General features: G+C 65.2%; 22 protein-coding genes. 16 read left to right on the forward strand and 6 right to left on the reverse strand.

The genetic code is table 11. From position 1 onward, the window contains the following. Positions 1–67: 67 nt before the first annotated feature. The gene (locus tag ABD088_RS14300) at positions 68–808 is read right to left on the reverse strand and encodes a FadR/GntR family transcriptional regulator (protein WP_343902632.1); all 741 of its coding nucleotides are present in this window, start codon (positions 806–808) and stop codon (positions 68–70) included. A 300-nt stretch (positions 809–1,108) separates the two neighbouring features. On the opposite strand from ABD088_RS14300, the gene ABD088_RS14305 reads away from it, so the two are divergent. From ABD088_RS14305 to ABD088_RS14370, 14 genes are all read left to right on the forward strand, one after another. Beyond that, positions 1,109–2,275 carry an acyl-CoA dehydrogenase family protein gene (locus ABD088_RS14305; RefSeq protein ID WP_343902633.1) on the forward strand — a complete coding sequence of 389 codons (1,167 nt, stop codon included), beginning with the start codon at positions 1,109–1,111 and terminating at the stop codon, positions 2,273–2,275. Between the two features lies 1 nt (position 2,276). Beyond that, positions 2,277–3,098, forward strand: a complete 822-nt coding sequence (locus ABD088_RS14310; RefSeq protein WP_343902634.1) for an SDR family NAD(P)-dependent oxidoreductase — start codon at positions 2,277–2,279, stop codon at positions 3,096–3,098. A gap of 4 nt (positions 3,099–3,102) precedes the next feature. Beyond that, positions 3,103–4,305, forward strand: a complete 1,203-nt coding sequence (locus ABD088_RS14315) for a thiolase family protein (RefSeq protein WP_343902635.1) — start codon at positions 3,103–3,105, stop codon at positions 4,303–4,305. A gap of 4 nt (positions 4,306–4,309) precedes the next feature. Beyond that, positions 4,310–5,602, forward strand: a complete 1,293-nt coding sequence (locus ABD088_RS14320) for an acetyl-CoA hydrolase/transferase family protein (RefSeq protein ID WP_343902636.1) — start codon at positions 4,310–4,312, stop codon at positions 5,600–5,602. Further along, the gene (locus ABD088_RS14325) at positions 5,599–6,546 is read left to right on the forward strand and encodes a hydroxymethylglutaryl-CoA lyase (protein WP_343902637.1); all 948 of its coding nucleotides are present in this window, start codon (positions 5,599–5,601) and stop codon (positions 6,544–6,546) included. The genes ABD088_RS14320 and ABD088_RS14325 overlap by 4 nt, the downstream gene beginning before the upstream one ends. Before the next feature lie 100 nt (positions 6,547–6,646). Continuing rightward, positions 6,647–7,405 (forward strand): SDR family NAD(P)-dependent oxidoreductase, encoded by a 759-nt coding sequence (locus ABD088_RS14330; RefSeq protein WP_343902638.1) that lies wholly within the window; start codon positions 6,647–6,649, stop codon positions 7,403–7,405. Beyond that, entirely contained in the window at positions 7,402–8,229 is an 828-nt protein-coding gene (gene menB / locus ABD088_RS14335; RefSeq protein WP_343902639.1) for a 1,4-dihydroxy-2-naphthoyl-CoA synthase, read from the forward strand. Before ABD088_RS14330 ends, menB begins: the two co-directional genes overlap by 4 nt. A 65-nt stretch (positions 8,230–8,294) precedes the next feature. After that, a complete protein-coding gene (locus ABD088_RS14340) occupies positions 8,295–9,821 on the forward strand; it encodes an acyl-CoA synthetase (RefSeq protein ID WP_343902640.1) in 1,527 nt (508 codons plus the stop codon). 461 nt (positions 9,822–10,282) lie between these two features. Next, positions 10,283–11,068 carry an enoyl-CoA hydratase/isomerase family protein gene (locus tag ABD088_RS14345; RefSeq protein WP_343902641.1) on the forward strand — a complete coding sequence of 262 codons (786 nt, stop codon included), beginning with the start codon at positions 10,283–10,285 and terminating at the stop codon, positions 11,066–11,068. Positions 11,069–11,124: 56 nt separating this feature from the next. Beyond that, entirely contained in the window at positions 11,125–12,387 is a 1,263-nt protein-coding gene (locus ABD088_RS14350) for a CaiB/BaiF CoA transferase family protein (RefSeq protein WP_343902642.1), read from the forward strand. Further along, entirely contained in the window at positions 12,384–13,196 is an 813-nt protein-coding gene (locus ABD088_RS14355) for an enoyl-CoA hydratase/isomerase family protein (protein WP_343902643.1), read from the forward strand. Before ABD088_RS14350 ends, ABD088_RS14355 begins: the two co-directional genes overlap by 4 nt. A 52-nt stretch (positions 13,197–13,248) precedes the next feature. Further along, a complete protein-coding gene (locus tag ABD088_RS14360) occupies positions 13,249–14,061 on the forward strand; it encodes an enoyl-CoA hydratase/isomerase family protein (RefSeq protein WP_343902644.1) in 813 nt (270 codons plus the stop codon). Positions 14,062–14,074: 13 nt separating this feature from the next. Continuing rightward, on the forward strand, positions 14,075–15,157 hold the full coding sequence (locus tag ABD088_RS14365) for a phosphotransferase family protein (RefSeq protein WP_343902645.1): 1,083 nt from the start codon (positions 14,075–14,077) through the stop codon (positions 15,155–15,157). 35 nt (positions 15,158–15,192) lie between these two features. Beyond that, positions 15,193–16,206, forward strand: a complete 1,014-nt coding sequence (locus ABD088_RS14370; RefSeq protein ID WP_343902646.1) for an Rv3169 family protein — start codon at positions 15,193–15,195, stop codon at positions 16,204–16,206. Positions 16,207–16,211: 5 nt separating this feature from the next. Here ABD088_RS14370 and ABD088_RS14375 read toward each other — a convergent pair whose 3' ends face one another. Both ABD088_RS14375 and ABD088_RS14380 read right to left on the reverse strand, forming a co-directional pair. Continuing rightward, entirely contained in the window at positions 16,212–17,036 is an 825-nt protein-coding gene (locus ABD088_RS14375; RefSeq protein ID WP_343902647.1) for a PaaI family thioesterase, read from the reverse strand. A 12-nt stretch (positions 17,037–17,048) separates the two neighbouring features. Further along, the gene (locus tag ABD088_RS14380) at positions 17,049–18,374 is read right to left on the reverse strand and encodes an MFS transporter (RefSeq protein ID WP_343902648.1); all 1,326 of its coding nucleotides are present in this window, start codon (positions 18,372–18,374) and stop codon (positions 17,049–17,051) included. Positions 18,375–18,711: 337 nt separating this feature from the next. Between ABD088_RS14380 and ABD088_RS14385 the strand changes: the two genes are divergently transcribed. Together ABD088_RS14385 and ABD088_RS14390 are read left to right on the forward strand one after the other, a co-directional pair. Beyond that, positions 18,712–20,373, forward strand: coding sequence for an AMP-binding protein (locus ABD088_RS14385; protein WP_343902649.1), 1,662 nt, complete (start codon positions 18,712–18,714; stop codon positions 20,371–20,373). Then, positions 20,370–21,188, forward strand: coding sequence for an enoyl-CoA hydratase/isomerase family protein (locus ABD088_RS14390; RefSeq protein WP_343902650.1), 819 nt, complete (start codon positions 20,370–20,372; stop codon positions 21,186–21,188). Before ABD088_RS14385 ends, ABD088_RS14390 begins: the two co-directional genes overlap by 4 nt. On the opposite strand, the gene ABD088_RS14395 is transcribed toward ABD088_RS14390, so the two are convergent. From ABD088_RS14395 to ABD088_RS14405, 3 genes are all read right to left on the reverse strand, one after another. Further along, entirely contained in the window at positions 21,169–22,041 is an 873-nt protein-coding gene (locus tag ABD088_RS14395; RefSeq protein WP_343902651.1) for a PaaX family transcriptional regulator, read from the reverse strand. The two genes, ABD088_RS14390 and ABD088_RS14395, sit on opposite strands and share 20 nt — an antisense overlap. A 72-nt stretch (positions 22,042–22,113) precedes the next feature. After that, positions 22,114–23,088: an acyl-CoA dehydratase activase gene (locus tag ABD088_RS14400; RefSeq protein ID WP_343902652.1), complete on the reverse strand. Its 975-nt coding sequence runs from the start codon at positions 23,086–23,088 to the stop codon at positions 22,114–22,116. A 41-nt stretch (positions 23,089–23,129) separates the two neighbouring features. Next, complete coding sequence (locus ABD088_RS14405; RefSeq protein ID WP_343902653.1) at positions 23,130–24,527, reverse strand: 2-hydroxyacyl-CoA dehydratase subunit D; 1,398 nt, start codon at positions 24,525–24,527, stop codon at positions 23,130–23,132. Between the last annotated feature and the right edge of the window lie 8 nt (positions 24,528–24,535).

The raw sequence follows: 24,535 nt of genomic DNA on the forward strand, positions 1-24,535 counted from the left end.
GCGCACCGCCGTCGGTTCTGCTTGAAGCGCTGCCGCCACACACCATGGGTGAGGGGCGGCGGACGTCTCAGACGCCGGCTTGCTTGGTGACGCTGACTTCCGAAGGATGGTCCACCTGCAGGATCGCCTCGGCGTAGGAGTGCACGTGGCGGTTCATGCGGCGCACTGCCGCGTCCCGGTCCCGCTCGCGGATGGCGCGGGTGATGGACCGGTGGGCCCTGACGGTGGTCGCCCGCACCTCGTCGGTGACGAAGCCCTGGTTGTCGGTGCCCGCGTAAATGGCCTCCGACAAGGCGCGCATGAGACCGGAGAGCAGCTCGTTGTGGCTGGCTGCAGCCACGGCCACATGCCAGTCCACGTTGACCTGCAGGAACTCGGCCAGGGAGGTGCTGTCGGCGTTCTCGATCCGGTCATTGAGGTGCTCTAGTTTCTTGAGGTCCTCATCCGTCCTGTGCCTGGCGGCCAGCCCGGCGCATTGGGGCTCGATCGCCTCGCGGGTCTCCAGCAAGTCCTCCATGCGGACCTGCCGGCCGCGGATCAACAACTGGGCGGAATTCGCCATCGAGTCGCTGTCCGGGCGGCGGACGAAGGCACCCCCGGCCCGGCCGGTGCGAATGGTGACCAGCCCCTGGACTTCGAGTATGCGCAGCGCCTCGCGCACGGTCGTGCGGCTCATGGCGGTCTGCGAGACCAGCTCACGCTCGGGCGGCAAGGACGTGCCCTCGGGGAACTCCTCGCGGAGGATCCTCTCGCGCAGGTCATCCGCCAACACATCAGAAGCCTTCGGCACCTGTAGGGGGGAGAGCATGGCCGGGAGGGTATCCGTGCTCTGCGATGTGCTGCGCTGCGTGACCATGCTTGCCTCCAGGGGCGGGATCGCTCCCGCGGTTGCGGGTCGTGGTGCCGTGCTGTCTGTAGTCCGCGGGGGACGCCCTTGCAGTGGTCTGACCTGTAGGGGTGCCGACCTTTTGAAGAGTTCGTTGTCCGTCAAGATTAGCACTAACGACCAGATGGCTATTCGGTCTGACCTTTGCTATGGTTTTTCATATCGGACGCAACGACCGCGTCCGCGCCCTCACCGGGCACCCCGCAAGAAGGAGGCCTCCGCATGGACTTCGAGCTGACGGACGACCAGCAGACGATTAAGGAAGCAGTGGCGGATCTCGCCTCCCGCTTCGACGATCAGTATTGGATGGACAAGGATCTCAACAAGGAGTTCCCCACCGAGTTCTACGAGGCCTTCGCCTCGGGAGGATGGTTGGGCATCACCATGCCGGAGGAATTCGGTGGCCATGGCATGGGCATCACCGAGGCCTCCATCCTGCTCCAGGAGGTGGCTGCCTCCGGAGCCGGCATGAATGGTGCCAGTTCCATGCACCTGTCCATCTTCGGCATGCATCCCGTCGTCGTCCACGGCACGGAACAGATGAAGCAGGAGAACCTGCCCCGGATCGCCAACGGCGATCTGCATGTCTGCTTCGGTGTTACCGAGCCCGGTGCCGGGCTGGACACGACCCAGATCACCACCTTCGCCCGCAGGGACGGCAGCGACTACGTGGTCAACGGCCGCAAGGTCTGGATCTCCAAGGCCGCCGAATCCGAGAAGGTGCTGCTGCTGACACGGACCACCAAGTCCGAGGACGTCCAGAAGAAGACCGACGGCATGACCCTGTTCTTTACGGACATCGACCGCGACCACGTGGATATCCGGCCCATCAAGAAGATGGGCCGCAATGCAGTGACCTCCAATGAGCTGTTCATCGATGATCTGCGCATCCCGGAGGAGCACCGGATCGGCGAGGAGGGCAAGGGCTTCACCTATTTGCTGGACGGGCTGAACCCCGAGCGCATGCTGGTGGCCGCCGAAGCCCTCGGCATAGGCTACGCGGCGCTGAAGGCCGCCACCCAGTATGGCAACGACCGCGTGGTCTTCAATCGCCCCATCGGGAAGAACCAGGGGATCCAGTTTCCGCTGGCCGACTCGCTGGCCCGCTTGGAAGCAGCAGAACTCATGCTCCGCAAGGCAACCTGGCTCTACGACCACGGCAAGCCCTGCGGCAAGGAGGCCAACATGGCCAAGTACCTGTGTGCAGACGCCGGCTTCGATGCAGCGGACCGCGCCCTGCAGACACACGGTGGCATGGGGTACTCCGAGGAATATCCCGTCGCACGCTTCTTCCGGGAGGCCCGACTGACCCGGATTGCTCCCATCAGCCAGGAAATGATCCTGAACTACCTGGGCTCGCATGTGCTGGGCCTGCCGAGGAGCTACTGAAATGGCTGAGAACACCACAGGAACCGCCCGGGACGGCGAGGCCGCAGTGCACACCCCGGCCCGGTATCCCGATGTCTTTTCACTGGAAGGTCGTTCAGCCCTGGTGACCGGTGCCGGTGCCGGCATCGGCGAGGCCATTGCCCGGGCCTTTGCCGCCGCCGGGGCCGCAGTCCTCGTGACCGACCTCAACGAGGAAGCCGCGCGGTCCGTCGCCGAGGGCATCGTGGCCGACGGTGGTCGTGCCGAGTCCGCGGCCCTGGACGTGCGGAATGCCGAACAAGCGGCGGCCGCGGCCCGGCAGGCCGCCGGGCTGAACGGCGGGACGTTGAACATCCTCGTCAACAATGCCGGGGCCATCGCCCCGGCCATGTTCCCGAAAATGACCGCCGAGCAGTTCGAATTCGTGGTCGGCGTCCACCTCGTCGGTTCCTTCACGGTCAGCCAGGCGGCCCAGGAATACCTGCCCGATGACGGCACCGGCCGCATCCTCAACGTCACCTCGGCCGCCGGGCTGACCGGCACGATCGGCCAGATCAACTACGGTTCCGCCAAGGCCGGCATCATCGGACTCACGAAATCGCTGGCCAAGGAACTGGCCCGCCGCCAGATCACCGTCAACGCATTGGCTCCCCTGGCCGCCACGGCCATGACGGAAACGGTGCGGACCAACGAGAAGCTTTCGGCAAAGCAGCTGGCCCGGATAGCCATGGGACGCTGGGCCACACCGGAGGAGATCGCGCCCAGTTTTGTCTTCTTCGCATCCGATGCGGCCAGCTACATCACTGGCCAGGTATTGCCGGTCGACGGCGGAACGGTGGTCTGACACGATGGCACACACGAATCGCACGTTCAGCAATCCCTTCATCGAGAACGGCCGGGATGCCTGGATCGTCGAGGCATTGCGCACGCCGATGGGCAAGTCCCACCCGGACAAGGGGTGGTTCCGGGACGTCCATCCCAACGAACTGCTGGGCCGCCTCTACACGGAGATGCTCGGCTCCACCGGGCTTGATCCGATGGATATCGAAGACCTGGTGATCGGGTGCACCGCGCCCTTTGGCGAACAATCCCGCAATGTCGCCCGCAACGCCTGGCTGCAGGCCGGGTATCCGGCCGAGGTCCCCGCCACGGTCCTGGACCGCCGCTGCGGATCTGCCCAGACCGCCGTCGAAATGGCGGCCGGGCTCGTGTCTTCCGGAACCCATGATCTGGTGATCGCCGGTGGCGTGGAGCACATGGGCCATGTGCCGATGAACTCACCTGCGGAAATTTCCAAGCTCTATGGCGAGCCGTGGCCCGCCGAGCTGCGCGAGCTCTACGACTTCGTGCCGCAGGGCGAAAGCGCCGAACTCATTGCCGACCGCTGGGGCATCACCCGCGGGCAGATGGACGAGTTCGCCACACGCTCCCACGCCCTGGCCGCGCAGGCGGTGGCCGAGGGCAGGTTCAAGAGGGAGATGATCCCCTGGGAAACCCACGGCGAACTGCACGACAGTGACCAGTCCATCCGTCCGGGAACCTCTGCGGAAACCCTCTCAGGTCTGAAAACCGTGTTCCGCGAAAGCGGCCGTATCACCGCCGGCTCATCCTCGCCGATCTGCGACGGTGCCGCCGGCGTGGTGCTCGCCTCCGACCAGGCCGTCGAACGCCACGGGCTCACCCGGCGGGCACGGATCCTGGACCAGACGACCGTCGGAGTCGATCCGATCATCATGCTGACCGGTCCGATCCCGGCCACCCAGCGGCTGCTGGAGCGAAACGGCATGACGATCAACGACATCGACCTGGTCGAGATCAACGAGGCGTTCAGCTCCGTGGTCCTGGCCTGGGAGCAGGAACTGAAGCCGGACATGGACCGGGTCAACGTCAACGGCGGCGCCATCGCCCTCGGCCACCCGGTGGGTGCCACCGGCTCCCGGTTGTTCGCCACCCTGCTGGCCGAAATGGAACGCCGCGACGTGGAGATCGGCCTGGTCACCATGTGCTGTGGCGGCGGTCTCGGCACGGCGACCCTGATCCAGCGGGTCTGACGACATGGACTCCATCGATTTCAGTGCGTTGTTCGCCGGGGCCGTAGGCGAAGTCCCCGGCGTCTGGTGGGGGCAGGGTGCCGGGGAACCGATGTCGCTCGTGGACTCGCTCCTGGATACCGTGGCGGACCCGGACTCCGGCGTGAATGCCGTCCGCGCCTTCAGCGGCCTGAGCCTGAACCCGCGGCTGAGCCGGGACCTACCGGACGGACTGGAGATGGTCTCCTACGGTGCGCTTGGCGAACTACGGAAGGTGGCCGCCGCCGGACGGCTGGAGATCATCCCCGCGCACTATTCGGCCTTGCCGCGCCTGTTCGCGCAGGGCAGGCTGCCAGCCGACGTCGGGCTGCTGCAGGTCTCACCGCCGGACCGCAATGGGCGCGTTTCGCTGGGCATCGGCGTCGACTATTGCGGTGACGCCCTGCAGCACACGCGCACGCTCGTGGCCGAGATCAACCATGCCATGCCGTTCATCGAGGACGGCCCCACCCTATCGCTGTCGGATTTCGCGGCAACCGTTGAGGTGGACCGTCCCTTGGCGACCATGCCCCTGCGCGCTCCGGACGAGGTCGACCAGGCCATCGCCGGCCATGTGGCCGGGCTGATCGAGGACGGGGCCACCCTGCAGGTCGGCGTCGGCACCCTGCCGAACGCGGTGCTCCAGGCGTTGTCCGGCCACCGGGACCTGGGCTTCCACTCGGGGATGATCACCGACGGCGTTCTCGACCTCATCGATTCCGGGGCGGTGACCGGTGCCCGCAAGGAGATCGACCCGGGCGCCGTCGTCACCGGCTCCGCGCTGGGCTCCGCCAACCTCTACCGACGACTCGGCGAGCCGGCTGGCCAGGCATGTCAGGTGTCCTTCCGCCCGGCGAGCTATACCCATGACCCGCGCGTGCTCTCCCGCTTGGGCGGTCTCGTCGCCATCAACTCCGCGCTGGAGGTCGACCTCGCCGGGCAGGTCGGTTCCGAACGCGTGGCCGGACGGTATCTGGGCGCCATTGGAGGCCAGGCGGACTTCAGCCGAGCGGCGTCCCTCACGGGGGCCCGGTCGATCATCGCGTTGCGCTCCACATCGAGGGGGGCCTCCACCATCCGGCCCGTGCTCGACGGCGGACTGGTCACCACCGTGCGGGCAGACGTCGACGTGGTCGTCACCGAGCACGGTGCAGCCGTGCTGACGGGCCTCACCGAACGGGCCCGGGCCCTGGCCCTGATCAATATCGCGGCCGAGGAACACCGGGACGAACTTGCCCGCGCAGTCCACAACCAGAACATCCAGGAGGTACCGGCATGACCGCGACAACCACCAACGCCACCCCCGGCGAGGACCGTACCGTCGTGATCCGCGAGGTCGGCCCCCGCGACGGCTTCCAGAACGAACCGGAAACCATCCCGACCGCGGACAAGATCCAGCTGATCAACGAGCTCGGCCAAACCGGACTGACCCGGATCGAGGTCGCCAGCTTCGTCCGCCCGGACGTCATCCCGCAGCTCTCCGACGGCGTCGAAGTCCTGAAGGGCATCGACCTGCCGGCATCGGTCGAGCGCATGGTCCTGATCCCGAACTCCAAGGGCCTGGACAACGCCTTGGCCATCCGCGATCTCTTCGATGCGTGCACCCTGTTTGTCAGCTCCTCCGAGACCCACAACAAGGCCAACATCAACCGTACGGTCCGACAGACCATGGACGACGTCAAGGCAATGGGCAGCCGCGTTGTCGCGGAGGGCATCAAATACGGTGCGGTTATCGCCACTTCGTTCGGTTGCCCCTACGAGGGACACGTGCCGATGGACCGGGTCCTGGACCTGGCCGAGGAGTTCGCCGAGTCCGGTGCCACCGAGCTGGGTTTCGGCGACACCACGGGCATGGCGAATCCCGCCTACGTGAGCCGCTTCTTCACGGAAGCTGCCCGTCGGCTTCCCAACGTGGAACTCACCGCCCACTTCCACAACACCCGCGGCCAGGGCCTCGCCAATGCCTACGCGGCACTCGAGGCCGGCTGCCGCTCCTTCGAATCCAGTTTCGGGGAACTTGGCGGCTGCCCCGTCCCCAAGGGGTCCACGGGCAATATCGCCTCCGAGGACCTGATCAGCATGTTCCATGAGATGGGCGTGCAGACCGGGGTGGATCTCGAGGCGATCATCCAATCCGCACGTCACGCCCAGGACATCCTGGGACGCAAGCTGACCAGCCACTCCATCGTGGCCGGCCCCATCGGCTGGGGCACGGCCGCCTGAACCGGCGCCGACATCGGCCGTCCAGCCCACCCCAACTCCTCCCAACCCGGCGTCCCGTCGGCACGGGAGATCCACACCAGCCAACACGAAGGGAACGACCATGACCGACCGCACCGCATTGATCACCGGAGGAGCCCAGGGCATCGGCAAGGGCATCACCACGTCGCTGGCCGAAGCCGGCTTCTCCGTGGTGATTGCCGACCTGAACCTGGACGTCGCCAAGGCCGCCGCAGAGGAACTGACCGGTCGGGGCCTGAAGGCCTCAGCCGTGAAGATGAACGTCACGGACGCGGCTTCCGTGCAGGAGGCAGTGCAGCAGGCGGAGACCCAGTCCGGGCCCATCGACGTGCTGGTCAACAACGCCGGATGGGACGATTTCATGCCGTTCCTGGACACCACCGAGGACTTCTGGGACAAGATCGTGGACCTGAACTTCAAGGGACACCTGCGCACCATCAAGGCCATCGTTCCGGGCATGATCGAGCGCGGCTTCGGCCGGGTCATCAACATCGGTTCCGACGCAGGCCGCGTCGGCTCCTCGCTCGAGGCCGTCTACTCGGGAGCGAAGGGCGGCGTCATTGCCTTCACCAAGACCCTTGCCCGAGAGGTCGCCACCAAGGGCGTCACCGCCAACGTGGTCTGCCCCGGCCCCACGGACACCCCGGCCCTACGCAAGTTCGCTGATGGTGCCGGGGACGACGCCGACAAGGTCCTTTCGGGCATGACCCGCGCCGTTCCCATGAAGCGTCTGGGCACCCCGGAGGACATCGGCCCGGCGGTCGCGTTCTTCGCCTCGGACGGTGCCGGTTTCATCACCGGCCAGACCCTGTCCGTCTCCGGCGGACTGACGATGGCATGAGCGTCGAAACCTGGACAGCCTTCGGCCAGTACGAGGACATCCGGTACGAGACCACCGAGGACGGGATCGCCAAGATCACCATCAACCGCCCGGAAGTCCACAATGCCTTCCGCCCCCAGACGTTGATCGAGGTCTCCGACGCCTTGGTTACCGCCCGGGAGGACGAATCCGTGGGCGTCATCATCCTCACCGGCGCGGGGGACCAGGCCTTCTGCTCCGGGGGGGACCAGCGGGTGCGGGGCGACAGCGGGTACAAGACGGATGCGAAGGCAACCGGCCGGTTCCACGTGACCGACCTGCACGTCCAGATGAGACGGTGCCCCAAACCGATCGTTGCCATGGTCGCTGGCTGGGCCATCGGCGGCGGGCACGTCCTCCAACTCGTCTGCGATCTGGCCATTGCGGCGGACAACGCGCGGTTCGGCCAGGTGGGCCCGCGCGTCGGATCCTTTGACGGCGGCTTCGGCGCGTCGCTGCTGACTGAATTGGTGGGGGCCCGCAAGGCCAAGGAGATCTGGTTCCTCTGCCGCCAATACGATGCGGACCAGGCCCTGCAGATGGGTTTGGTCAACACCGTGGTTCCGCTGGAGCGGCTCGAAGAGGAGACGCTGGCCTGGTGCCGGGAGATGCTCGCCCTCTCTCCGTATGCCCTCCGTCTGATGAAGGCGTCTTTCCACGCCGCCGAGGATGGGTTCGCCGGGATCCAGCAGTTGGCGCACGATGCCAATCTGTTGTTCTACGGCACGGAAGAGGCCCAGGAAGGCAGGGACGCGTTCAAGGCCAAGCGGGAGCCGGACTTCTCGAAGTTCCCGCGCCGGGCGTGATCCCGGGACCGGTTAGCTTCACGCCGGGCCCACACCCACCGTTGGCAACCTTCGAGAGGACCATCATGCACCCCACTGGACTGGCCACCTGGTTCCGCCGCCGCGCCGAACGGGACGGTGCCCGTGACGCGATCTCCTTTGCCGGTACTACCCTGACCTTCGGCCAGGCGCAGGCCGCCGTCGAGGCCTTCGCAGACATGCTGGCGGCCTCCGGCGTCGCGCCGGGGGACCGGGTGGCATATGTGGGGTTCAACCACAGCCGCTTCCTCATCGCCCTGTTCGCCACCGCACGACTCGGGGCCATCTTCGTGCCCCTGAACTTCCGGTGCACCGGCCACGAGCTCGCCTACTTCGTCCGCGACAGCGGCGCGGAGCTGCTGATCGCCGATGAAGCCCACTCGGCTCCCGTCGACGAGGTCCGCGATGACCTCGAGATCCGCAGCTACCTGCGGTTCGGCCAGGGAGTGCACGGGTGGCAGGGAATCGACGAACTTCTGGCCCGGGAACACCCCCATGTGGAGGAGGCGCCCGTGGATCCGGATTCACCGGGCGTGATCGTCTACACCTCTGGCACGACCGGAAACCCCAAGGGCGCCGTCCTCTCACATCGGAATCTGTGGACGAACAACGTGAACTGGATGCTCTCCGTGGGCTATGCCGCTGACCACGTGGCCCTGACATCGGCACCGTTGTTCCACTCCGGCGGCATGTGCGTCATGACCTTGCCCATGCTCATGGCCGGTGCCCACGTGATCATCCACGAGAAGTTCGATCCGGGCCTCCTGCTGGACGACGTGGAGCGCTACCGGGTGACCTCGCTGTTCTTGGTCCCGGCCATGATGCAGGGAATCGGCCGCCATGAGCGTTTCGAAGCTGCCGACCTGTCCAGCATCCGCATCGTCGTTGCCGGGGCGGCGCCCGTACCCGAGTCCCTCTTGCGACTCTATGGATCGCGCGGCATCCCCGTGAGCCAGTGCTGGGGACAGACCGAGGTGGCTACAGGTGCCACATTTCTCGGGACCCGGGATGCGCTCGGCAAGCTGGGCTCCTGCGGAACCGCGGGCCTGCTCAATGAAGTCAAACTGGTCGATTTCGGTGGCACCGACATCACGGAACCGGGTGTCCGGGGCGAACTATGTGTGCGCGGTGATACCGTCACCCCGGGCTATTGGAACATGCCGGAGGCGACGGCCGCCGCGCAGGGCGGAAACGGGTGGTTCCGCAGTGGCGATGTCGCATACCAGGACGAGGACGGGTACTTCTACATCGTCGACCGGCTCAAGGACATGATCATCAGCGGCGGAGAGAATGTCTATTCGGCCGAAGTGGAGGATGTCCTGTATGGGCATCCCGGCGTCCAGGAGGTCGCCGTCATCGGAGTCGGAGACGAGAGATGGGGCGAACGCGTGGTGGCAGTCGTGGCACCCAAACCCGGTGTCGAACTCGACCTCGAAGCCCTCCGGGAGTTCGCCGGGGCCAAACTGGCTCGCTACAAGCTCCCCTTGGAGTTGCGGCTTGTTCCTGAGCTGCCCCGCAACGCCACGGGCAAGGTGCTCAAGCATGAACTACGTGCGCCGGCCCCCGCCGATTGAATTAAACCCGTGGACTTCAACGGACCGGAGACCACGCCCAGTTGGGATTCGCCTCGCGAGTCCCCATCCCACTAGCGGGAAGCCGCGCTGAGTGTCAGCGCGAGCTCTGTTTTGCGTGTTCGTGGAGTCGATCCCAAGGAACGGCCGTTTTCCGTATGGCTGGCGAGGTGCGTCGCGTCGTGATCCAACCGGGCTTGACCATGCCCGCTCCGTCACTCTGCCGGGACTGCTTGATGCCCGTTCGGCGGCACTGATGTCCCGCAGAATGGCACCAACTCGGTAATCACGTGGGAAGCCCACAACGTGGAGATGCGGGCCGGCGTGGGGTCGCCGTGATGTCGTGAAGTGGAGATGAAAAGCCGGACGCCGGTTGGATTGCTGGATCGAAGACGACTTCACAAAGCGGACGCCATAAAGTATGGTCTAACCATAAACATTAGTGCTTTACCCTGGAGGTCTTGATGCCCGCAGAATTGGCTACCGAGGTGGTGACGTGGGAAACGGTCCGTCCCGGAACCATGGTTGTGACCATGGAACGGGGTCCGGCCAACGCCCTGGGCATTCCCCTTTTGGACGGCCTGCAGGCCGCTTGTGATGCCGCCGAGAAGGCTGGTGATATCAAGGTGATGATCATTCGTTCCGCGATCGATGGCTTCTTCGCTGCAGGAGCTGACATCAAGCACCTTGGCACCATCGATGCGGGCTCCTTCACGGCTTACGGAAACCAGATGCGGGCCGCCAACGACCGCATAGCGGCAGCCTCTTTCGTCAGTATCGCCGCAGTCGACGGCCTGGCCCTCGGCGGCGGCATGGAACTGGCCATGGCCTGCACCTTCCGCGTGGGCGGCCAGCGGGCCCGCTATGGCCTACCGGAAGTCAACATCGGATTGATCCCCGGCGCCGGCGGCACTCAACGTCTACCCCGGCTCGTCGGCCGGGGCAGGGCGCTCGACATCATCCTGACGGCCCGCCATGTCCACGCCGCCGAGGCCGCCGAAATCGGGCTCGTTGACCGCTCCACCGACGGTGATGTCGTGGATGCCGCCCTGGCCTTTGCAGACGAATTTGCAGGCGCCTCGCTGCCTGCCCAGATCGCAGGGATCCGGTCCGTCGACGCCGCATATGACCTGCCGTTTGCCGAGGGCATCCGCGTGGAGGTCGAACAAGAACAGGGACTGTTCGAGCACGGCGAGGCCGCCGAGGGCATCGACGCCTTCATCAACAAGCGCAAGCCGAACTTCGCCTGACACTGCACGGCGTCGGCACGCCATTCGGTAACCACCAGAAGGGATCATGGGACAGTATGGCCATTCCGGAACGATCGTTCACAGGCCCTTTGGCGGGACTTCGGGTTCTGGAGATCGGGAGCATGGGCCCTGGGCCCTTTGCCGCAATGGTGCTGGCCGATCTGGGTGCCGACGTGGTCCGGGTTGATCGTGCTCACGGTGCGAGCTTGCCGGGACCGAACCTCGACTTCCGCAAGGAGGCCATGCATCGCGGACGCCGCTCGCTCGCTGTGGATCTAAAACACGACGACGGTGCCGACGTGGTGCTGGACATGGTCGAGCGGGCCGACGTGCTGATCGAGGGATTTCGGCCCGGGGTGACTGAACGGCTCGGTATTGGTCCCGAGGACTGCTTCCGTCGCAACCCACGGCTCATCTACGGGCGTATGACCGGATTCGGCCAGGATGGCCCCCTCTCCCAAGACGTAGGCCACGACATCAACTACATCGCCACCTCGGGCCTGCTATCGCTCATCGGCCGGAAGGGCTCCCCACCTACCCCGCCGCTGAGCCTCCTCGGCGACTTCGGCGGCGGCGGGATGCTATTGGCCATGGGCGTTCTTGCGGCCCTGTGGGAAACAGGACGGTCCGGCAAAGGCCAGGTCATCGATGCCGCCATGGTGGACGGTGCCGCGCTCTTGGGTACGGCGTTCTTCGGTTTCATGTCGACCGGCACCTGGCGCGCGGAACGGGGCACGAACCTCGTGGACAGCGGCGCGCCGTTCTATGACAGCTATGAAACGTCGGACGGCAAATGGGTCGCCATTGGTGCCATGGAACCTGCCTTCTACGCCGACCTGCTCGACGTCCTCGACCTGGATGAGGCACTTCTTCCCGGCCGCCAGGATGACGAGGCCGCGTGGCCAGCTCTCAAGCAGGTGTTTGCTGCGCGCTTCCTTACCCGGACAAGGGACGAGTGGGTGGCAGCTTCCACAGGACGCAATGCATGCTTGCATCCCGTCCTGACCACGGAGGAGGCGACCCAATCGGAGCACGCCCGGGCGCGTCGATCCTTCACCGAGGTCGACGGCGTCCCCCAGCCCTCCCCGGCGCCGCGATTCAGCCGGACCCCTGCGACCGTGACGGCTTCCCCGCCGCTACCCGGCCAACATAGCGAAGAAGTCCTCACCAACTGGGGGACGCCGAAGAGGCGGATCGCCAAATGGCTGGGCTCTGGCGCCGTTGTCTGTGCAGGACCCAACGATGACAGCGCCGTCGGGACGAACACCACCGAATTGTCCGCGGACGTGCGGACCCGAGTTGCCACGGAGACACCATGAAGACGACCGACACCAGTTACGAGACCTTCACCCTGGAAGAGCGGGCACCGGGGGTCACGGTCATGACCCTGAACCGCCCCGAGACCTATAACGCCATGAACAACACCATGTTCCGGGAATTCGAGGAGCTTGCATGGTCAATAGATGACGACGACGACATCCGGGTACTGGTGATGACCGGTTCCGGCAAGGCCTTCTGCTCCGGATACGACCTGAAAGACGCCCAGGACCTGCCGAACCTGGGTGCCATGGGGATGCTCGACCAGCAGGAGCTGGCGGCGCGGGCCCTGCTGGCCCTTCGCAGTATCCGCATCCCCTTCATCGCCGCGATCAACGGGCCGGCAGCGGGTGGGGGCATGTCCCTGGCCTTGGCAGCGGACATTCGACTGGCTTCCGAGAAGGCCAGGTTCAACGCTGCCTTCGTCAAGATCGGCCTGACCGCCGGCGACCTGGGCGTGTCCTGGCTACTCACCCGTTTGATCGGCCCCGGGCACGCGGCCGAGATCGCCTACACCGGCCGGCAAGTCGGAGCCGAGGAAGCCCTGCGCCTGGGCATGGTGACCAGCGTGCACCCGGACGGCGAGGTGGTGGACGCCGCCGTCGAGTTGGCCGTGTCCATCACCGAGAATTCGCCGACCGGCGTCCAGCTCTCGAAGCGCGCCCTGCAGGCCAACATGGAGGCAGCCTCCTACGCCGGAGCACTGGAACTGGAGAACCGCGGACAGGCCCTGCTGACCCGCACTCAGGACATGGCCGAGGCCCTGAACGCCTTCAAGGAAAAGCGGAAGCCGAACTTCATCGGGGCCTGAGGCCCTCCATCAGTAGCTAACCAGGCAACCCGAGCGACGAAAGACGAGAGACATGAAGCTGCAGATTCCCGAGTTGGAAACCCTGACCATCGAGGAACTTCCCGGAGACATCGTGGTCCTGCGGATGAACCGGCCAGACCGGATGAACTCGCAGACCGTGAAGATGTTCACCGAGTACGGGCTCGCTGCCAGGGCCCTGCGCGACAGCGGTGCCCGGGCACTGATTGTCACCGGCGCCGGGGAACGGGCCTTCTGTGCTGGTTTCGACCTCGACGAAATCGACATCATCACCACCATGGGCGTCCGCGAATTCCTGAAGTTCCAGGAAACGGCGACCGGTGGCATCCAGGGCATCCGACACCTTCCATTCCCCGTGATCGCAGCCATCCATGGACCGGCCACTGGCGGCGGGCTGGCGCTGGCACTGGCCGCGGATATCCGGCTGGCGGCCCCCACCGCGAAGTTCAGCGCCGCCTTCGTCAAGGTGGGTCTGTCGATCGGTGAACTGGGGACCTCCTACAACCTCACTCGGCTCGTCGGACCGGGCCGGGCCGCGGAGATCGGGTACACGGGCCGGATCGTCAAGGCCGACGAAGCCGAACGGATCGGCCTGGTCAACCGCATTGTCCCCGTTGATGAGCTGTCCGACGCGGCCGTGCTGATGGCCCAAGAAATCGCCCGGAACTCGCCCGGTGGGGTCCGCATGTCCAAACGCGCCATCCAGCGTAATCAGGAAATCACCTCCTATGCGGCCGCTCTGGAATTGGAGAACAGAGGCCAGGCGCTGATGACGCGCACAGAGGACATGCCAGAGGCCCTTGCGGCCTTCAGGGAAAAGCGCGAACCGAATTTCACGGGACGCTGAGGTGGGACACGCCATGACACCGACCGGCGCGAGCCCATCACGTGAAGCGTCCACCCCGGGAACGGGCGAAGGCCGGGACCAGGTTTGGGACTGGACAGACGCGACCCTGGCGGCCCTGGCAGCCTTCCTCGAGGACCGTGGCGTGCTATCCGGTCCACTGACCTCAAAGCCGATCGGGGACGGCCATTCCAATCTGACGTTCCTCGTTGGGAATGGGGAACGCTCCGTCGTTGTCCGCCGCCCTCCACCGCCGCCACTGCCGCCGGGAGCCAATGACATGCTCCGAGAGGCCCGCTTCCTGGCTGGCCTGCACGCAACGGGCTATCCCGTGCCGGAAGTGCTCGCCACCGTGCCGGAAGGCGAGGTGTTGGACGTGCCGTTCTACGTCATGTCCTTCGCCCCTGGGCACGTGGTGACCACGAGGACGCCCGCAGAGCTGTCCTCCCCTGAACAGCGGCTCAACATCGCCCACTCATTGATAGACAACCTGGCCCGGTTGCACCAGACCGACTACACCGCCGCCGGCCTGGACGACCTCGGACATCCCGAGGGCTTCAACGCCCGGCATCTGAAGCGCATGGCCCGGTTGGTCCAGGACAATGACGGCAACCAGCCACCGGAGTTCGCCGACATCCACGCCTGGTTGCAGGACAACGTGCCGGAGGAATCGGGCGCCGCCGTGATCCACAACGACTACCGGATCGGCAACACCGTTATCGGATCTGAGGCACCGGGCCGGGTCGCCGCCGTCCTGGATTGGGAGCTGGCCACCCTGGGAGACCCCTTGTTCGACTTGGGGTACTTCCTGTCCTCGGTTCCCGAAAAGGGCCACGCTCGCACGCCCACGGAGGACCTGGGAACGGCCATGCTCGAGGAGGGTTACCCGAGCCGGGCCGTACTGGCTGAACGCTACGCTCGGCAGACCGGAGCGGACCTGACACATCTGCCGTGGTACACCACCCTGGCGCTCTGGAAGCTGGCCGCACTCTACGAATACAGCCGACGCCGCGGGGAGGACGACTACTACCTCACGCCCGGTCTGGTGGACAGCTTCCTGGCAGAGGCCAGGGAGATTGCCGGACTGTCACCTGCCTGACCTGCCCGCGCCAACGACAACAACCAAGGAGCACCATGAGTACCGCCTTCGATGACGCGATGATCACCGACGAGACCACGGACATGCCCGAGAGGTTCTTCGACCGGTTCATGTTCAATCTCCACCCCGACGACGGAACCGTCCCCTCGCTCATCCTGGGTGCCGGGGCCTATCCGCCCCGGGACGTGGTCGACGGGTTCGTGGTGTTGAATACCGAGACAGAACAGCGCAACCATCGTTTCTCCACCGAGCTTTCGTCCACGGATGGTTCCTCCGTCGGGCCATTGCGTTGGGAGACTGTGGAAGACAACCAAATGTGGCGGGTGGTGCTTGGGGAAAACCCCACGGGCCTGCAGCTGGACCTGGTCTGGAGGGCACGGGCCCCGTACTGGTTTGGGTCAGTGGACGTGGAGAACACGGATGGCAACGCCACCTCGTTCGACCACCTCTTCCAGCCCGGCCGCTATGAAGGAACCCTGATCCTGGACGGACAGCGCCGATCCGTCGACGGTTGGTACGGGGTCAGGGACCGTTCGCGCGGTGTGCGCACCATGTCTGGTGGCCAGGGCCTGCACGTCTGGTATCAGGCGCAGTTCCCGGACCGGGCGATTGGCTTCCTATTGGTGGAGGACCGTTCTGGGGGACGAATCGTGCTCGAGGGTGCGGTCATGCATGAAGACGGGCAAGTTGACGACATCATCAACGTGGTCCACGACCTTAAGTTCAACCAGAACAACGACCTGGTCTCCGGGACGGTCCAGTTCGCGACGGCCGCTGGCAGGACCTACGAAGTGGAGGCCGACGCCACCGCCGGGGGCGGTTACATGGCCGGCGGTGGCTACGGCGGTAACCACGGCAAGGTCCTTGGCCGCAACCACTCCGAGTCCGACGTGTACCCCCTGGACGGGTCAGTGAGTGCCAAGACACTCGACTCGGCCCTGACCGACCGGTGCACCCGCTTCACCTGGAACGGCGTCACCGGCTACGGAATCTTCGAATACGCACTGACGCGCTCCTCGTCGTATCTCTATAAGCCGACGAAGGGCTGACCGGGTCAGGGACGCAGGACCGCTTCGGCCGAGGCAGTCGGTTTCCCCGAGGGGCCCATGAGGGAAACCGACACCTTCTTGAGCCGGTTCCCGTTATGGATCACGCGTGTCTGGGGGACCTGGATGCCTCGACCAGGGCGGAGGAAAGTGACCCTGAGTGACTGCAGCCTCACCCCTGTGCCCGCCACGGCCTCCTCGGCTGCCAGCCCGCACATCCCAGCGACCATTCCGCCGTGGATGGCGCCAGCCGGGTTGAGCTGCCACTCAGTGGCATGGAATGCGCCAGACCGAGCTGGGAAAGTGTCACCACCCGGGCCGTTTGCGTCGGGGCGGCCCAAGGCCTCCTCGAGTGCGTCGGCCGGCGGAATGGTCGCCGGGGCAGTGTGCTGACCACGCACCTTCTCAGGCACTCCGGGGACGAAGATCAGCCACGACGAGGCCCGGGCCAGCAGCGTGCCGGAATCGGTGCGGACCTCGCCCGCCGCATAGCAGCTGGTTTCGTCCTGCCCGAGGTGTACGGCCCGGCACGTTAGCAAACTTCCGTCAGCCGGGAGCGGCGCGAGAATGTCCAGGGACAGTTCCGTCGTCACGGCCCAGCTTTCCGGGTCCCGGTACAGCAACGCGGCATTGCCGACGACGTCATCGACGAGGACGCCGAGCGCGGAGTGGGACGCCGTCCCATCTCCGCGCCGGTTCCAGGGGCCAGTGGTCATCTGTGCCTCCACGCGGCTCCCGGAGAGACTGCATCGGGAAACCGAGAGCCGGCGTTCCGGCGGGCCGAGCACGCCGGACAGTGCCGGTGTCCCTGCGCTCTCGAAGATGTTCCCCAAGAATCGCTCCTTTCAGGCGGAAACGCCGGTTTCGTCGTGAGTAGAATCGGTTGTCCCTGCACCGGAGTCAGGCTTCGCCGAGGTCCCGGTTTCCTGATGATCCAGCGTGAACCGGTAGGGACCCATGAAGAGAAGGCAGAGGATGGCGGCTGCGACCATGATGATGATCGGCAGCGCACCTGACTGGTACGAGCCGGTCGTGCCGTAGATATGGCCAAGCAGGAAGATGCCGAAAGCCGACCCTTGGGCGTAGAGGAAGTAGATGAAGCCAAGGACCCGGCCATAGGAGTGCTGGGGGAAATAGCGGCTGCACATGTAGGCCGCAACGTCTCCCTCGGCACCCAGCCCGAGCCCGATGAGGGCGGCACCGAGCATCATGGGGCCCACGGAGGCCGAGCTGATGAGGAAGAAGACGCCGACTCCGCACAGGGCGAAGATGATGATGCCGATCAAGGGGGCGTAGAACCGGTCGAGGAGGAAGCCGACCAGAAACCGCGCCCCAATCGAGGTCATGGATATCACCGACAGAACGGTCACGGCAGTGACCGGGTCCACCCCCTTATCCGTGGTCATGGGCACGGTCTGGCCCATCAGTCCGAAAGTGGCCGACGAAACCAGGAAAATGGCGATGGACAGGAGCCAGAACTGACGATATTTTCGCGCAACTGTCAGCAGCGATTCGCCGGCGACCTTCCCCCGGCTCCGGGCTGCCTGGCGAACGGTTTCGTGCTCCGCCGGCATGCGGGTAATGAAGGCATACACGGCAGCCGGAATGATGGTGCAGAGGGCGCCGATAATCAGGAAGGTCATGCGCCAACCGCCCCAGGACAGGACCCAGTTGGCTAGGTAGGGCATCATGACGCCACACGCACCCAAGCCGGTCATGAGGATGCCCAAGGACAATCCTCTACCGTTCTTGAACCACGCGCTGACGACCGTCGAATGCGCGACGGGGTTGACAGCGCCCGCACCGGCACCAATGACGAAACACAGTAGGTAGTACAGGAATTCGCTGTTCGGTAGGGCTGCCATGAGCATGAGGCCGCCACCAAAGGCCAGGGACATGGGCACAGTGGGGATACGCGGTCCATACCGGTCGATGAGAAAGCCCAGCACCACGATGCTGATGCCGACCATCATGGTTTCGATGGAGAGCCCGTTGGTCATGACACTGCGTTCCCAGCCGAACTCCTTGGTCATGGGTGCTGCTAGGACGTTGACGAGGACGTTTACCGTGCTCGTGCCGAACAACAGCGTCAGGAAACCCGTGAGGACGTACCACCAGCGATTGAGTTGGCGGGGGTTTGCGCCCGCGGGCGAATGGATGTCTGTGCTCATTGGGGCTCCTTGGCAAGGGCGGCGTCGGCAGGGAGTAGCGGAACGCGAATGCGAGTGAAGCAGACCACCTCCGGAACCATTCAAGCAGTCCATTAGCACAAACTCAATGGTCTTACCACATAAGATCTGGTTGAGTGGTTATGGGATGGCGGGTTTCCCTTGTTTTTCCGAGTCCAAAAAGTTGTGAGGCCAATCACAAATAACCCTTGAAAGGCCTGACCTTTTACATTACCGTTGTGCTCATCGCTGCCGATGTCGAGTGTTTGAGCGACTCCCCGGGAGCGATGTTCCTGGACCATTCCGGCGTGATAACTGAAGCGCCATGAAGGAGTATCTGATGTGCCCCCTGCTGACTCAGTCCTATTGGCCGGCCGAGAAGAGTGATGGCGTCCGTGACATTACGTTGCCGGGGCTGCTGCGTGAGGCCGCGGAAGAATTCCCGGACAAACTGGCCCTGGTCTATGGCGCCAAGAATCCCGAGAACCGGCGCCACTGGACCTATGCCGAGTTCCTCGCCGACGTCGAGCAGGGGGCCCGCGCCCTGCTCGCCCATTTCTCCCCTGGGGACAGGATCGCCGTCTGGGCCCCCAACAGTGCGAATTGGGTGATCCTGCAGCAGTCGATCGCCATGGCGGGGATGATCATCGTGGCGGCCAATCCCGCCTACAAGACCCATGAGCTGGAGTTCGTGCTGCGCCACTCGGGCGCGGTGGGCCTCTTCTACGTCCCTTCCTATCGGGGCGCGAACCTCGAACCGGTGGTTCAGAACGCGATCGCCACCGCCACCGACGTGAAGACGCTGGTCACCCCTGACAACTGGCAAGAGTTCCTGGACTCAGCCGACCCCGACATCGAATTGCCGGAAGTCCACCCGACCGACCCGGTGCAGGTGCAGTACACCTCGGGTACCACCGGCTTCCCCAAGGGCGCGATCCTCCACCACAAGGGGATCGTGAACGAGGCCTCCTTCGTCGGGGAGCGGGCTGCTATGGGATCGGACGGCGTGTGCATCAACGCCATGCCCATGTACCACATCGGCGGCGGTGCAGTCACGGAACTGCAGACGATCGCCGCGAAGGGAACCTACGTGGTGATGCCGGCCTTCGACCCGGCCCTCACGCTCGAGCTCTTCGAGACCTACCACGGCACGCATTCGCTGATGGTCCCCACCATGCTGTTGGCCGTTCTCGAGCATCCGGACGCCGCCACGAGGGACATGTCCAGCACACAGACCATCATGTCCGGGGCGGCGCCTGTGTCCGAGGCCTTGGTCAAACGGGTCATCGACCGCTGGGGGTGCCAGTTCAGCATCCTGTTCGGGCAGACCGAGATGCACGGCGTGACAAATCAAACCAGGGTCACTGATTCGCCAGAAGACCAGTCACGAACGGTCGGGCAGCCGCTGCCTGAACTGGAAATGAAGATCGTCGACATCGATACGGACGAGATCGTGCCCGTGGGCGCGCAGGGCGAAATCTGCGCGCGCGGCTACCAGAACATGCTCGGCTATGACCAGCTGCCGGACCAGACCGCGGCCACCATCGATGCGGACGGCTGGCTCCACATGGGGGACCTCGGCATCATGGACGAACGAGGTTTCGTCAAGGTCACCGGCCGCCTCAAGGACATGGTCATTCGCGGCGGCGTGAACCTCTATCCCCGTGAAATCGAGGAAGTGCTAGCCGGCCATCCGGACTTTGCCGATCTGGTGGTGCTCGGGGTGGCCAGCGAAAAGTGGGGTGAGGAAGTGGCGGCCGTCGTCCGGCTCAAGGACGGCTGCACCCGGCCCGACCCCGCCGTGCTGAAGGAATGGTGCCGGGCCCGCATCTCGGCCCATAAGACCCCCAGCCGCTGGTATTTCACCGAGGCATACCCCCAGACCCCGTCCGGCAAGATCCAGAAGTTTGCCCTACTGGAGCAGATCAAGTCCGGCCAGCTAGAAGCCGTCGTGGCCCCCGCGCGTCCTGCCAAGCAAGGCGCGGAATCGGTGGTCTCGTGATCGGTGACCGAGTCACCCTCGCCATCGCGAACGGAATCGCCCATCTGGAACTGAGTCGGCCCGTGGCGCGTAACGCCATGGACCCGACCTTTGTGGAGGAGTTCGGGGCGACCATTGACCGGGTCGCGGCCGACTCATCTGTTCGGACACTCTTGATCACTGCCCAAGGCCCCTCGTTTTGCGTTGGTGGAGACCTCAAGCATTTCGCGGCCAACACGGACCGCCATGAGGAGATCCTGTGCTGGATGGTGGACCACTGGCACGAGGTGCTGGGACGACTGTCCGCCCTGGACATCCCGGTGGTCACGGCCGTCCAGGGCGGTACGGCCGGCGGCGGGCTGGGCCCGGTATGGTGCGCCGATTACGTCATCGCGGCCGAGAGCACCCGGATGGCCGGCGGCTTCGCCGATATCGGCCTCTCCGGCGACGGCGGCGCGTCCTGGCACCTGCCCCGGTACGTCGGGCTGCGCCGGGCCCAGGCGATGATCCTCGACAACCTTCCGATTGACGCGGCCACCGCGCTGGAGTGGGGAATCGTCAACGCCGTCGTCCCCGACGTCGAGCTCGTGGACGCCGCTTGGGCGGCGGCGCGGCGGTTCTCGCGGCGCTCGGCGACGGCCTTCAGCCAGGCCAAGCGGCTCCTGGCGGCATCGTCAACGAACGGTTATCTGGAGCACCTCCAGGCCGAGGCGGAGGCGATCCACACTTGTGCTGCGGCGGCCGATTCTGCCGAGGGGATCATGTCCTTCCTCGCCAAGGAGCAGCCGACTTTTACGGACGGATATCCGAGTGCCGTCAGCACTTTCCGCCGTTGATGGAAGCCCAGCGTCGGCTGACGGTTCCGGCCCACTCATTCCGTAGGGACTTGATATGGGACACCACCGAGCGGCCGATCCATTCAGGGAGAAGGGCTTCCGGCAACTGTGGGTCGGTGAACGGGAACCGCTGAAGCTGTCCCATGGCACGGATCTCCGTGAAGAGCAGGTCGTCGTCGCTGCTCGGGCTCGGATCGCGGAATTCGTCATAAACCCGTGCGTAGTCCTCGGCCAGGGACGCCAGATCCCAACCGGCGGCCACGATCTCGTCCTCCGACAGCCCGACACCATCCACGGGGCCGTAGAAGGACATCGTCGATTCGGCCAGGCCCAACCGCTCCACCACTTCGTTCACTTGTCCGCGGCGCTCACCGTGTGGGCTCAGCCAGACGCCGGGGGAGGGATTGCCGAAACCTGCCCAGGTCAGGTCGCTGTACAGCCGCTTGCGTTGCGACCGCTGCGACTGCGGGACGGTGATGAAAAGGACCAGCCACCGAGCGTCCCAGTCGGGGAACGGGTCGCTCAGCGCAAGCACTCGATTGGAGCCCTCGTCGAAGACCTTGCGCAGGTAGGGGGTGAGGGACCAGCTGACCTCTCGGCCGTGTTTGTGCCCCTCGATCCATCCCGAATCGGCTGCCCGGATGATCGCCTGGCGGGCGGTGGCCTCCTCGAAGCCGAGGCCGCTCATCACATACAGCAGTGCAGAAGTCCGCGCCGCCTCATCCGTCGGCCACACCAGCTCACCCAGGATCGTCATCAGCACGGATCGCGCACTGCCTTGGGTCAATCCGGCTTGCGGTTGCCGGGGTGGCGTGGGCTCGGAGATCGTCCCGGTTCTGGTAGCGCGCGTCATGGTTTTCTACTCTACCGGTGCCGCCGTGGCGAAGTAAGCGCGGCGCCGGCCGGAAGGGCCGGCGCCGTCATCTCACCTTCCCCCGGGCCCGGGAACGGCCAGGTGGTCCATGCTGAGGATGACCGGGACCGGTCCATTGCCCCGATGTGACGAATGGTTGTGGTCAGGGTTGCCGTCACAGCCGGTGCAATCGCTTGGCCCGGCCGTACGTTGGGCGACCAGCTGGCGGTCGGCGTCGACGTCGGCGACCTCGAGGCTGAGGTTCCCCCGGTGTTCGTCCCGCGCGATCAGCGCGGCCCCGAGGGCACCTGCGATTTGCGGGTCGTCCAGGACGACGAGAGGCTGGCCGAGGGAATCCGAGAGGAACCGTACCAAGGCCTGGTTCTTGGCGACCCCGCCGGTCATGACCGCAGGGAACGCCTTACCGACCTGGGCAACCAGTCCCAGCGTCCGCGCCGCGACGGAGCGATGCACGGATGCGGAGATGTCCGCCGGCTCGGCGCCCTGCGCCAGCAGGGAGATCACCTCGGTTTCGGCGAATGTGGCGCACATGCTGCTCACCTCGAGGTTCTCGCTTCCATCGAGGGCCAGGTCCACGACCTGGCGAAGGTCAACCTCCAGGGCACGGCACAGCACGTCGAAGAACCGTCCGGTGCCGCTGGCGCACCGGTCGTTGAGCGCGAACCGGTCGACCAGCCCTTCCTCGTCCACGGCGATGGCCTTGCTGTCCTGGCCGCCGATGTCGATCACCAGGCGGACCCCTGGTGACAAGGCGGCGGCGCCCCGGGCGTGGCAGGTGATCTCGGTGAAGGTCTTGTCCGCGGACGGCACCAGCCGCCGGCCGTAGCCGGTGCTGATGGTCCGGGCAATGTCCGATGACTGCAGTCCTGCATCCTGGAGGACCTGGTCGATGGCCACACCGACCGCCTGGCGGCTGACCGCGCCCATCTGCACCACCGCGGATGAGACCATCCTGCCGTCGCTGTCCACGATCGCGGCCTTGGCTGTCGTCGATCCCAGATCGACACCCATCGTGTACCACTGCATTGCTTTTCCTCGTCCCCTCTTGTTCACGGCATGCGCCGAAGCTAGCCGACCTGGGCCTTCGCGCGCTGTTGGTCGATCGATTCCAGCATGGCCACCAAGCCGCTCTCCAGGGTCTCATCCTTGTAGAACGACGCGTCGGCCACGTCACCCTCGAAGAAGAAGGATTTGATCCCGCGATCACGTTCGGCGGTCCGGGCCAGGATGTGCTGGGGATTGGTCATCGCCCGGCAGGTCCGGGTGGAGTGGAAGGCGATGCCGTCGATGGCGTACTCGTCGCAGCGCTTGAGCAACAACTCCTCCATGATCTTGAGTCCGTGGTTGATGGGACAGATCAGGTAGTGCTGGGCCATACCCAAAAGGGGCCTGTTCACATCGATGAGGTCCGGCTCCTGCCAGAACGAATCGTGGGTGTAGCGGCCCGCCACCACGGCGACGTCGTACTCGGCGAACTTGCGGGTCAGGAAGCCCAGCTTGTTCCAGTTCATGATGCCGTCAAAGTAGACACGGTACCGCTCGTTCTCCACCGCGGAGACGTTGTCCCGGATGCGCTGCTCGATCTCGTCCTTGACGCCCTGGAAGTAATCCACCAGCATTTGGTTCGCCGGGAGGAAATTGATCGGGGCGATGCTCGCGACCCAGTCCCAATACGTTGCCGGGGTGGGGGCCTTGGCGCACAGTGCCATCGCCTCCAGCCGCAACTCCGAGGCCTTCTTGATGTAGTACATGTTCTCGGACAGCGCGTCCCAGTCGAAAGGACGCTTTGTCTGGTGTTCGATGAAGCTTATCAACTCCTTGAGCTGATCCTCGACATAGAGCGGCGTCGTCTCCCATTCCTCGCCGCGCAGGTAGCCGGAGTCCTTCTTGTTGCCCCAGATCATCGGCAGCGACACGTTGAACATGGGGAGCTCCTTGCCGAAGACCCGGTAGGTCATGGCGTCCCACTGCTGGCCCGTGCTGCAACCGGCATACGCATTGACGAAGAAGTCAGGGGAGGGGAGCTTGGCCGCGAGCTCTTCCTGGTCGACCATCCCGACGATGCCGTTCTGCTTTTCGGTGATGCCCTTCTGGGTCATCACCGCACAGCCCAGGTGGGTGCGGGCATAAGAACAAAGTTCGCCGATGTATCCGTACTCGGCACCGGCCTGCTGCGCCGGCTCCTCCATGTGCATCGCGGCCAGCCGGGCGGAGAACGCCTCGCCGTGGCACCACTCCAAGCCGGCGGCCTGGAAGATCGGGTTAAGGGCGGTGCCGTTGTACCAGACCACGGTCTTGCCCCGTTCGCGGGCGCTGAAGATGTTCTCCCAGTACTCGGCGACCATCTTGCCGCCCATCTTGGTGCTGGACAGGCGGTTCGACTTGTCGGGACGATCGGGGGTCCACAGGCGGGTCGGGGAAAGATCGAGGGACTGCTTGTTGCTGTTACTGAGGTCCAGTGACATCGGATGGC

Source organism: Arthrobacter rhombi (genome assembly GCF_039526245.1).
Classification (GTDB): Bacteria; Actinomycetota; Actinomycetes; order Actinomycetales; family Micrococcaceae; genus Arthrobacter_H; species Arthrobacter_H rhombi.

Excerpts from the sequence above, each read along its gene's own strand:
- ABD088_RS14300 (WP_343902632.1), bottom strand. The coding sequence starts at position 808 with ATGCTCTCCCCCCTACAGGTGCCGAAGGCTTCTGATGTGTTGGCGGAT.
- ABD088_RS14305 (WP_343902633.1), top strand. The coding sequence starts at position 1,109 with ATGGACTTCGAGCTGACGGACGACCAGCAGACGATTAAGGAAGCAGTG.
- ABD088_RS14310 (WP_343902634.1), top strand. The coding sequence starts at position 2,277 with ATGGCTGAGAACACCACAGGAACCGCCCGGGACGGCGAGGCCGCAGTG.
- ABD088_RS14315 (WP_343902635.1), top strand. The coding sequence starts at position 3,103 with ATGGCACACACGAATCGCACGTTCAGCAATCCCTTCATCGAGAACGGC.
- ABD088_RS14320 (WP_343902636.1), top strand. The coding sequence starts at position 4,310 with ATGGACTCCATCGATTTCAGTGCGTTGTTCGCCGGGGCCGTAGGCGAA.
- ABD088_RS14325 (WP_343902637.1), top strand. The coding sequence starts at position 5,599 with ATGACCGCGACAACCACCAACGCCACCCCCGGCGAGGACCGTACCGTC.
- ABD088_RS14330 (WP_343902638.1), top strand. The coding sequence starts at position 6,647 with ATGACCGACCGCACCGCATTGATCACCGGAGGAGCCCAGGGCATCGGC.
- menB (WP_343902639.1), top strand. The coding sequence starts at position 7,402 with ATGAGCGTCGAAACCTGGACAGCCTTCGGCCAGTACGAGGACATCCGG.
- ABD088_RS14340 (WP_343902640.1), top strand. The coding sequence starts at position 8,295 with ATGCACCCCACTGGACTGGCCACCTGGTTCCGCCGCCGCGCCGAACGG.
- ABD088_RS14345 (WP_343902641.1), top strand. The coding sequence starts at position 10,283 with ATGCCCGCAGAATTGGCTACCGAGGTGGTGACGTGGGAAACGGTCCGT.
- ABD088_RS14350 (WP_343902642.1), top strand. The coding sequence starts at position 11,125 with ATGGCCATTCCGGAACGATCGTTCACAGGCCCTTTGGCGGGACTTCGG.
- ABD088_RS14355 (WP_343902643.1), top strand. The coding sequence starts at position 12,384 with ATGAAGACGACCGACACCAGTTACGAGACCTTCACCCTGGAAGAGCGG.
- ABD088_RS14360 (WP_343902644.1), top strand. The coding sequence starts at position 13,249 with ATGAAGCTGCAGATTCCCGAGTTGGAAACCCTGACCATCGAGGAACTT.
- ABD088_RS14365 (WP_343902645.1), top strand. The coding sequence starts at position 14,075 with ATGACACCGACCGGCGCGAGCCCATCACGTGAAGCGTCCACCCCGGGA.
- ABD088_RS14370 (WP_343902646.1), top strand. The coding sequence starts at position 15,193 with ATGAGTACCGCCTTCGATGACGCGATGATCACCGACGAGACCACGGAC.
- ABD088_RS14380 (WP_343902648.1), bottom strand. The coding sequence starts at position 18,374 with ATGAGCACAGACATCCATTCGCCCGCGGGCGCAAACCCCCGCCAACTC.
- ABD088_RS14385 (WP_343902649.1), top strand. The coding sequence starts at position 18,712 with ATGTGCCCCCTGCTGACTCAGTCCTATTGGCCGGCCGAGAAGAGTGAT.
- ABD088_RS14395 (WP_343902651.1), bottom strand. The coding sequence starts at position 22,041 with ATGACGCGCGCTACCAGAACCGGGACGATCTCCGAGCCCACGCCACCC.
- ABD088_RS14400 (WP_343902652.1), bottom strand. The coding sequence starts at position 23,088 with ATGCAGTGGTACACGATGGGTGTCGATCTGGGATCGACGACAGCCAAG.
- ABD088_RS14405 (WP_343902653.1), bottom strand. The coding sequence starts at position 24,527 with ATGTCACTGGACCTCAGTAACAGCAACAAGCAGTCCCTCGATCTTTCC.